Origin of the sequence: Mycobacterium sp. SMC-17, assembly GCF_045310915.1 — a bacterium.
GTDB lineage: Bacteria > Actinomycetota > Actinomycetes > Mycobacteriales > Mycobacteriaceae > Mycobacterium.
In genome coordinates this window covers 1-8,462 of record NZ_JBJIAK010000093.1, presented here as the reverse complement: position 1 = coordinate 8,462, position 8,462 = coordinate 1, and the positions used below count along the sequence as shown (strand labels likewise).

8 protein-coding genes and 1 pseudogene are annotated in these 8,462 nt (G+C 65.0%); 3 read left to right on the top strand and 6 right to left on the bottom strand.

Features of this window, described 5'->3' with window-relative positions; genetic code table 11:
- Positions 1-69: 69 nt before the first annotated feature.
- The gene (locus ACJH7A_RS29545) at positions 70-1,827 is read right to left on the bottom strand and encodes an ATP-binding protein (protein WP_406803234.1); all 1,758 of its coding nucleotides are present in this window, start codon (positions 1,825-1,827) and stop codon (positions 70-72) included.
- Positions 1,828-2,020: 193 nt separating this feature from the next.
- Between ACJH7A_RS29545 and ACJH7A_RS29540 the strand changes: the two genes are divergently transcribed.
- Positions 2,021-3,223 carry a cytochrome P450 gene (locus ACJH7A_RS29540; protein WP_212814647.1) on the top strand — a complete coding sequence of 401 codons (1,203 nt, stop codon included), beginning with the start codon at positions 2,021-2,023 and terminating at the stop codon, positions 3,221-3,223.
- Here the strand turns inward: ACJH7A_RS29540 and ACJH7A_RS29535 are convergent.
- The 5 genes from ACJH7A_RS29535 to ACJH7A_RS29515 form a co-directional block, all read right to left on the bottom strand.
- Positions 3,220-4,320, bottom strand: a complete 1,101-nt coding sequence (locus ACJH7A_RS29535; RefSeq protein ID WP_406803233.1) for a ferritin-like domain-containing protein — start codon at positions 4,318-4,320, stop codon at positions 3,220-3,222. The genes ACJH7A_RS29540 and ACJH7A_RS29535 overlap by 4 nt on opposite strands.
- A gap of 86 nt (positions 4,321-4,406) precedes the next feature.
- Positions 4,407-4,883: a hypothetical protein gene (locus ACJH7A_RS29530; RefSeq protein WP_406803232.1), complete on the bottom strand. Its 477-nt coding sequence runs from the start codon at positions 4,881-4,883 to the stop codon at positions 4,407-4,409.
- 46 nt (positions 4,884-4,929) lie between these two features.
- On the bottom strand, positions 4,930-5,700 hold the full coding sequence (locus ACJH7A_RS29525; protein WP_406803231.1) for an enoyl-CoA hydratase: 771 nt from the start codon (positions 5,698-5,700) through the stop codon (positions 4,930-4,932).
- Positions 5,700-6,983: an adenylate/guanylate cyclase domain-containing protein gene (locus tag ACJH7A_RS29520; RefSeq protein ID WP_406803230.1), complete on the bottom strand. Its 1,284-nt coding sequence runs from the start codon at positions 6,981-6,983 to the stop codon at positions 5,700-5,702. Before ACJH7A_RS29520 ends, ACJH7A_RS29525 begins: the two co-directional genes overlap by 1 nt.
- 38 nt (positions 6,984-7,021) lie before the next feature.
- Positions 7,022-7,396 carry a group 1 truncated hemoglobin gene (locus ACJH7A_RS29515; RefSeq protein WP_212806834.1) on the bottom strand — a complete coding sequence of 125 codons (375 nt, stop codon included), beginning with the start codon at positions 7,394-7,396 and terminating at the stop codon, positions 7,022-7,024.
- Between the two features lie 202 nt (positions 7,397-7,598).
- On the opposite strand from ACJH7A_RS29515, the gene ACJH7A_RS29510 reads away from it, so the two are divergent.
- Together ACJH7A_RS29510 and ACJH7A_RS29505 are read left to right on the top strand one after the other, a co-directional pair.
- On the top strand, positions 7,599-7,769 hold the full coding sequence (locus tag ACJH7A_RS29510) for a hypothetical protein (RefSeq protein WP_212806835.1): 171 nt from the start codon (positions 7,599-7,601) through the stop codon (positions 7,767-7,769).
- Between the two features lie 58 nt (positions 7,770-7,827).
- A pseudogene (locus ACJH7A_RS29505) lies at positions 7,828-8,385 on the top strand (carboxylesterase family protein); the annotation flags it as partial.
- Positions 8,386-8,462 lie beyond the last annotated feature (77 nt).

Here is an 8,462-nt window from a genome sequence, read left to right as displayed (position 1 = left end):
GTTCACCATGACTCGTTGATCACAACGCGTGAACCACGCCAGATCCGAAGTCCACCACTCCCCGGGACGCTATCGCGCCTGTGCCACCCAAAACGGTTGTAGCGCAGACGCCAGCCGTAAGGCGGTCTCGATATCGGCGCATTCGAGGCTCCATGCCAGGGCCGCCCTGAGGTTGTCGAATTCGCCATTGGCCCAGTCGGACACCAGATGTGGTGCAGTGCTTGTCGCCTTTCCGGCGTAGTAGTCACGGTGTCGCTCTCGAACCGTCACGGACTCACCGGACTCCCCGAGTTTTTCCAACGCGTACTGCCTCATGGTCTCCAGCATTCGGTACCGCATGACCCCGGCACCGTCGTCGGCGACAACCAGCGACTTGTCCACCAACAGGCCGAGCTGGTCCAGCACCTGGTACTGCTCAACCGAGCTGGTCGCGCATACCGCCTGCGCGGCCTCCAGGTCGAACCCGCCCATGAATACTCCGAGCCGGCGGAACAACATCCGTTCGGGCTCGGTGAGCAGTCCGAACGACCACTCCACCGATGCGCGCAGGGTCTGCTGCCGGCGCACCGCGGTGCGAGCACCGCCGGTCAGCACTCGGAAGCGGTCTTGCAGACCCTCGACGATCTGGCCCAGAGACAGTGCCCGCACCCGAGCCGCGGCAAGCTCGATCGCCAGCGGCATACCGTCGAGCCGGCGGCAGATGTCGTGCACCCGTTCGGCATCGTCGCCGGTCAACCGTAATCCTGGACGGGCTTGCTGGGCACGGTCGAGAAAGAGCTCGACGGCCTCATCCGCCAATCCAAGGGACGGCACCCGCCAAATCACTTCGCCGGCGAGACCGATGGGCTCGCGGCTGGTCGCCAGAATCGTCAGCTGCGGACAGCGCGCAAGCAGTGTCATGGCCAACTCGCCACAGCTGTCCAGCAGGTGCTCGCAATTGTCGAGCAGCAGCAACACACCTCGGTCCGCAACGAATCGGACCATGATGTCGACGATCGAGCGCCCGGGCTGGTCAGGTAGCCCCATGGAGTGCGCGGCGGCGACCGCGACCACCGCCGGGTCGGTGATGGGAGCGAGGTCGACGTACCAGACCCCGTCCGGGAACTTCTCGGTAAGCTGAGACGAAATCTCTACTGCCATACGAGTTTTCCCCGCACCACCTGCCCCGGTGAGCGTCACCAGCCGATGTTCCGTGAGGCTCTCCTGCAGTTGGGCCAGCTGCGCACTGCGACCGATGAACGACGTCAACTGCGCCGGAAGGTTGTGCGCCCGAGCGGGTTTGGCCGTGCGAAGGGGCGGGAAATCGTTGATGAGGTCCGGATGACAGAGCTGCATCACATGTTCGGGACGAGGCAGGTCTCGTACCGAGTGTCGGCCCAGATCGGTCAGCCACACCGCACCCGGCAGGTGGTCGGTGACCAGATCCGCTGTGGTACTGGACAAGATGGACTGTCCACCGTGGGCCAGGTCCCGCAGCCGCGCGGTGCGGTTGATGGTCGGCCCGATGTAATTGGACTCGTCGCGCAACTGCACCTCGCCGGTATGGATACCGATGCGCAGCCGGATCGGGTCGAGCGCCGCCCGTTGCAGATCCAGCGCGCACGCAACGGCGTCACTGGCCCGACCGAAAGCGATGACGAAGCTATCGCCCTCCCCCTGCTCAAGCGGCCGGACACCGTGGTGGGGTTCTACCAGCTGCGCGAGCGTGCGGTCCAAGTTTGCGAAGGCGGCCGTCATGTCGTCTGGCCGCGTCTCCCACAGCCTGGTCGAACCCTCGACGTCGGCAAGCAGCAGCGTGACCGTGCCGGTCGGTATCAGCTCGCCCATAGCCAGGTCTCCGCAGTTCAACAGCGCCGCGTCTGTGTCGATCATGCTAATCAGCCTGCGACCTCGGAAGGGCCGGAACATCGACAGAACGGCGTAGAACGCAGCGCCTGGGGGTCGTATACGACCCCCACGCCGGAGAAGATGCGCGGATACCCCGATGGTTGGCGCCGGTCCGCGGCTGATGCTCGATGTCATGACCATCGATACCTGCCTGCCCACGCTGAACTACCTGCAGTGCCACAACCCGGACGACGCACATCGCGCCATCGCCGCCGCACGTCGACACGGACCGGTGGCGATCGGCCCGTTGGGGCCCGAGATACTCAGCTACGACCTGGCTCGCGCCGTACTACGCGACCCACGCTTCACCGTGGCACACCGTGCCGCCGCGGAATCCCAGGGCATCACCGAAGGTCCACTGTGGCAACGGATCTCCTCGTTGATCCTCTCCATCGACGGCGAACGTCATTACCGGCAACGCCGGCTGGTCGCCAAGGCGTTCACACCCCGCGCCATCGCGCGGTTGCAAGGCCTCGTCCGCGACATCATCACCGACGTCGTCGACCCGCACGTGACTGCCGGCCACTGCGACGTCGTGTCAGACATCGCGCGGCCATTCCCGGTACCGATCATCTGTGCGCTGTTGGGGGCGCCCCGACAGGACTGGGGGCTGTTCTCCGACTGGATTGCCGACATCGGCAAGATTTTCGAATTCAATCTGGCGACCGACGGGCCGTGCGTCCTGCAGGCGTGGCAACAGCTCGACGCTTATCTGGAGCTCATGGTCGCCCGTCGCCGTCATGAGCTGACCGATGATGTGATCTCCGACCTCATCCGCGCCGAAGACGACGGAGCAGCACTGGATCACGACGAGTTGCTGGCGCTCGCTGTCGCCCTGCTTGGGGCGGGAACGGACACCACACGCAACCAACTCGGCGCGGCGATCGACGCTTTCTGCGACCATCCCGACCAGTGGGCGCTCCTTCGCACACACCCCGAGTTCGCCGCACAGGCGGTCGACGAGGTAATGCGTTACCGCCCAATCGGATTCAGTCTGTCCCGACTTGCGGCCGAGGACGTCGAACTCGCCGGAGTACCCATTTCGGCGGGCACCCTGGTATTCGTCAACACCGCAGCCGCCAACCGTGATCCAGCGGCGTTCCCCGAACCGGAACGTTTCGACATCACCCGCGAAAACTCGACGGCGACACTCGCTTTCGGCAACGGTGCACATTACTGCCTGGGCTCTCACCTTGCCCGGTTGGAGTTGACGGAGGCATTGACGGTCATGGCCCAGCGGATGCCGAACCTCCGTCGCACCGGTCCGTCCCCGTGGCCGTCGATGCTGGGCGTGACCGGACCCAGCACCCTACCGGTGGCCTTCGGAAGTTTCTAGCTCGCCGCCTGAATGACCTGATCCACTTCAGCTGCCCGGACAGCCATTTCGGCGTGTGCCTTGTCGAGCGCCTCGGCCTGATCCTCGTCGGCCTTCATCATCGACTCGATGTCGAAGCCGGCCATGTCCAGCACGCCCATGTCGGCGAAGGCCTGTTTCACCTTGGGGCCCCACAGCCCAATGTCCTTGACAATGGGCACGATTCGGCTGAACAGATGCGCGCGGAACTGCTTCATCATGGGCGCCGAGGTATCGACCCACTCGGCACATGCCTTGACGTCGAGCCCGAGGGTCTCGAAGACCTCTTCGCCGCGGAACCGGTCCCGCATCAGATAGCAGGCGTCGACGACGAACTCTTCGCGTTCGCTCCGCTCCGCTTCGGTGATCCCGGAGTAGTAGTCCTTCAACGAGATTCGGCCGAACGCCACATGCCGGGCCTCGTCCTGCATCACATAGGCCAGCACCTGCTTGGCCAACGACCCGGGCGCCGCCAAGTCGCGCTGCACCCCGAACGCGGCGAGCGCGAGTCCTTCGATGAGCACCTGCATACCGAGGTAGGGCATGTCCCAGCGCGAATCCCGCAGGGTGTCCTCCAGCAGGAGGTTCAGGTTCTTGTTCATCGGGTAGACGAGGCCGACCTTCTCCTGCAGGAACCGCGAGAACGTCTCGACGTGCCTGGCCTCGTCCATGGTCTGTGTGGCCGCGTAGAACTTCGCATCGAGATCGGGGACGACCTCGACGATCTTCGCCGCGCACACCATCGCCCCCTGCTCGCCGTGCAGGAACTGCGAGAACTGCCAGGCTTGAGAATGGCGCTTCATCTCGGCGCGGCGCTTCTCGTCGGCCGCTTCCCACATCGGGCTGCCGAACAGCGGGTGGAACTCGTCGGGCAGGCCGATCGGGTTCATCGGATCGACATCAAGCGACCAGTCGATACGCGACTGGGCGTCCCACTGTTTGTCCTTGCCCTTCTGGTACAGGTTCAGCAGGCGCCCGCGGCCGTCGTCATATTCCCAGGTGAAGCGTGCGTCGCCGCCGCTCGGCACGTCCCAGGAGTACGGCGTGGGCACTTCCGTGTACTTGTCCTTCGTGGTCACGAGCGGCCGCCTCTCTGCCCCGATGCGTCCGGATAGAAATATGACTCACATCACAGTGCGCCGCGGGCGGCCGAACCGTCAACCACTCAGCCCAAGTCGTAATTCTCACGCGAGACGCGGATGAAGTGCCCGGTGGCTGTGTCGGTGCAGGTGACGCCTGCCAGCTCGCTGGTGCAGGTGATCGAACCTTGAGTGAAGGTCTGGCCGTAGTCGAGCGTCTTGAGGTTCGAGGCGGTGAAGTTACTCGCGCCTTCGTAGCATCCGAGCTTTCCGGGATTGCCCTTGCTGACGTAGAACTGCAGACCGCCAAAGTTGAAATTACAGGCCCGGCCGTAGGGACCCATCGTGGATGCCGGCTGCACCCAGGCATGTTCCCGCACTTCGCAATTCACGCCAGTGCCGTCGGAGTAGATGTCACAAACGATGTTCCCCGACGGGGTCACGAATTCATGGTTGGCCGGCACCGGGCCGCCACCGCCACAGGCGTTCGCCACGGCGGCGAGTGGCAATGCTGCGGTGGCCGCGACCGAGAGCGCCGCGATCAGAATGGTCTTCATGGCCACAGCGTGGTGCGCGGGCCTTGGCGGATTCTTGGCGCACGCCGCCACATCAGTGGGGCGGGCGCTTCTCGATGAACGCCAGTACGCCCTCGAGCGCGCTCGGGTCCATCATGTTGCAGGCCATCGTCGCGCCGGCGTCCGCGTAGGCGGCTTCGATCCCGACTTCGAGCTGGCGGTAGAACAACGACTTGCCCATCGCGACGGCGACGGCAGGCTTGGCGACGATGCTCGCGACGATCGCTTCCACTTCGTCGTCGAGCGCTTCCGGCGCCGCCACCCGGTTGACCAGTCCGAGGGCTTTGGCTTCGTCGGCCGCGATGAACTCCCCGGTCACCAGCATCTCGAAGGCGGCTTTGCGCGGGACGTTGCGCGACAACGCGACTCCCGGTGTGGCACAGAACAATCCGACGTTGATGCCACTGACGGCGAAGCGGGCATCATGGCTCGCCACCGCGAGATCGCACATCGCGACGAGCTGACAGCCGGCCGCCGTAGCCAGGCCCTGAACCCGCGCGATCACCGGGACCGGCAACCGCTGGATCGCCATCATCACCGCGGTGCACTGGGCGAACAGTTCCTGGTAGTACTCGAGTGACGGCTCGGCGCGCATTTCCTTGAGGTCGTGGCCGGCGCAGAAAGCCCGGCTGGATGCCCCGAGGACGACGGCCCGCACCGTCGCATCGTCCGTGATCGCGGCGAACGCCTCCCCCAGTTCCGTGAGCATCGCCTCGGACAGGGCGTTGAAGGCCTGCGGCCGGTTCAGCGTCAGCGTCACGACGCCGCGGTCATCGCGGTCGCGCCGCAGCAGCGGTTCACTCATCACCGAGCGCCCTCCAAGAAGTACGTCGTCATGCGTCCCTTGCCCTTGACCTCGACCACCTGCGGGTCGCTGAATGCGTAGCGGTGCGCCAGCAGCGCGTGCGTGGACGCGGACACCTGGATACGGTGCGGGCGGCCACTGGATTCCATGCGGCTCGCGGTGTTCACGGTGTCGCCCCACAGGTCGTAGATGAACTTGCGCTGCCCGATCACGCCCGCGACCACCGGACCCGACGAGATGCCGATCCGCATCGAGATCGGACTCGGCCAACTCGATGACAGGCCGGTGACTGTGCGCTGCATGTCGAGGGCCAGTTCGGCCATCGAGGCAGCGTGGTCCGCGTCGGGATTGGGCAGGCCGGCCACCGCCATGTAGGCGTCACCGACCGTCTTGATCTTCTCGATGCCACGCCGGTCGCAGAGCTCGTCGAAGGCACGGAACATCGTGTCCAGCAACTGCACCAGCTCCTCCGGTGTCAGCGTCTCGGACAGAGGGGTGAAGCCCACGATGTCCGAGAACAACACGCTGACGCTCGGGGCCGAGTCGGCGATGGTCAGCGCGCCGTCGCGCAGCCGGTCCGCGATCGGTGCCGGCAGCACGTTGTAGAGAATCTCCTCGGTCCGGGCCCGCTCTCGTTCGATTTCACGCTGCCGCAGGAAGTCGATGCGCCGCAGCCGCTCCAGCGCATAGGCGATCAGCACGCTTATCGCGGCCAGTCCCGCGATCTGCGGTGCCATCGTGCCGAGCTCGTTCAGGTTCCCCCGGGCATTCGGCAGTTCCAGGCACACCACGACGAACACCACCGTGTTGGCCAGGGCGGCGTGCATCCGCAGCCGCAACAGACCGACGGCGCCCAGCAGCGTGACGGTGGCCGAGGTCATCAGGTACTGGGTCGGGAAATCGCCGATGCCGGCAAGCACCGGGACGAGCAGCACCTGGACGATCGTCAGCTGCACGACAGCGGCGACCTGCAGATGGTCCTGAAGCGTTCGAATCCGGCGGATCGCCACGATCCCGAGCAGGAAGATGGCGATGGTGACCACGCGGACGATCAGTGCGCCGGGGACGAAACCGTGCAGGACAAGGAAATCCACGCCCGCGTACACGACGGTGAACAGGACGCCGACCACCTGTGCGAAGGTCGCCGCCCGCAGGCCGTTCGCGTCGTCGTGTGCCCGGAACTCGCGTTCGGGGTCGGCGTCGTCGAACTCCAGCATCCACTTGCGCATATGAAGCTGGGCATGCCGCTCCTGCACCCAGCACCGCACCGCTTGCGCATCCACAGGGCGAAACTAGCGGAGACCCGGGTCGACCGGGACCGCTATTCGACGATGTCGTCGCGGTAGCGCTCGAAAAGCGCCAGGAACTCCGCTCTTTCGGCGTCCGGCACACCGTTCTTGAGCAGTGCGGCGTCAGCGTGCTTCATGTTGGCTTCCCATTCCGCGGCGGAGATCGCCAGTCCCGCATGGGAGGTCAACATGTCACGCCCGATGTAGTAACACGGCCCGCCGGTCAGCTCACCCATCTGATCGACGAGCAGCTGCCGCGCCCGCATGTGCGAATCGGTGCTGCGGCCCGACCCGAAACGAGCGAAGGCCGGGTCCGCTCGCAACAAGGCGAACATGTCGTCGATGATGGCCGCGATCACGTCATAGCCACCCAGCCGGCGGTACAGCGATGGCGTCGTCTCGGTCATGATGCCCTCCTCTGACCCAAGCATCGCGCCGGCGGTGAGGACGGTGCAGGCAAATCGCAGATATTCCCTGTACGGCTACCGCGTCCGTCACAAAAGACTTAATTCTGCCAACCGTGCATCAAATCCTGCCGATCGGAATGGTACTGCCGCACAACCGGTTTCAACCATCAGAGCACCACAACAACCGAAAAAGGGGTTCAAAATGAAGAAGTTCGGCTTTGCCACTCTGATCGCATCCAGCATGACCGCCGCCGTCCTGGGTCTGGCCGTCCCCGCGCAGGCCACCACCGGAACCCCGATCGGTCCCCACTACAGCGTCGACAACCACGACAACACCAACACCAGCAACGGTTTCGTCGACCAGGCCTTCTGACCGCCCGACCAAGGACCCCCGATCCGCGCGGATCGGGGGTCCTTCATATTGTGAGCCGATGGCGGCCACGCGCATCGACATCGGCGGCACCACCCTGCAGGCGATCGAAAACGACGGCGTGGTGGTCGCCCGCGGCATTCCCTATGCCCGCGCCGACCGGTTCGCCGCCCCGGAACCCGTCACGTTCGGACGAGAAGTGATCGATGCCACCGAGCGTGGCCCTGCGTGCCCTCAACTGCCATCCCGTCTGCAGTCCGTCACGGGCGCCTTCGTCGACGACCTAACCAAGAGTGAGCAGTGCCAAGTGCTCACCGTCACCGCTCCGGCGGATGCCGAAAGTCTGCCGGTGATGGTGTGGTTTCACGGCGGGGCCTACGTATCGGGTGGTGGCGAATCCCCGAAGTACGACGCTCAGACGCTGGCGGCCGAGGGACAAGTCGTAGTGGTGACGGTCACCTACCGCCTCGGCATCTTCGGCTACCTGAACATCCATGACCCGGCGACGCAGAACCTCGGCCTGCGTGACCAGATCTGCGCTCTGCAATGGGTTCGCGACAACATCTCGGCGTTCGGCGGCGATCCCCAGCGCGTGACGGTGTTCGGCCAATCCGCTGGCGAGCAATGATCAGAACCTGTGGATGAGCCTCGGCGAGGCGGCGTAGGAAAGGGCGCACCTTCCCGAGGATGATCTGA

Coding starts and splice junctions, on each gene's coding strand:
- ACJH7A_RS29545 (WP_406803234.1), bottom strand. CDS start 1,827: ATGGGCGAGCTGATACCGACCGGCACGGTCACGCTGCTGCTTGCCGAC.
- ACJH7A_RS29540 (WP_212814647.1), top strand. CDS start 2,021: ATGACCATCGATACCTGCCTGCCCACGCTGAACTACCTGCAGTGCCAC.
- ACJH7A_RS29525 (WP_406803231.1), bottom strand. CDS start 5,700: ATGAGTGAACCGCTGCTGCGGCGCGACCGCGATGACCGCGGCGTCGTG.
- ACJH7A_RS29515 (WP_212806834.1), bottom strand. CDS start 7,396: ATGACCGAGACGACGCCATCGCTGTACCGCCGGCTGGGTGGCTATGAC.
- ACJH7A_RS29510 (WP_212806835.1), top strand. CDS start 7,599: ATGAAGAAGTTCGGCTTTGCCACTCTGATCGCATCCAGCATGACCGCC.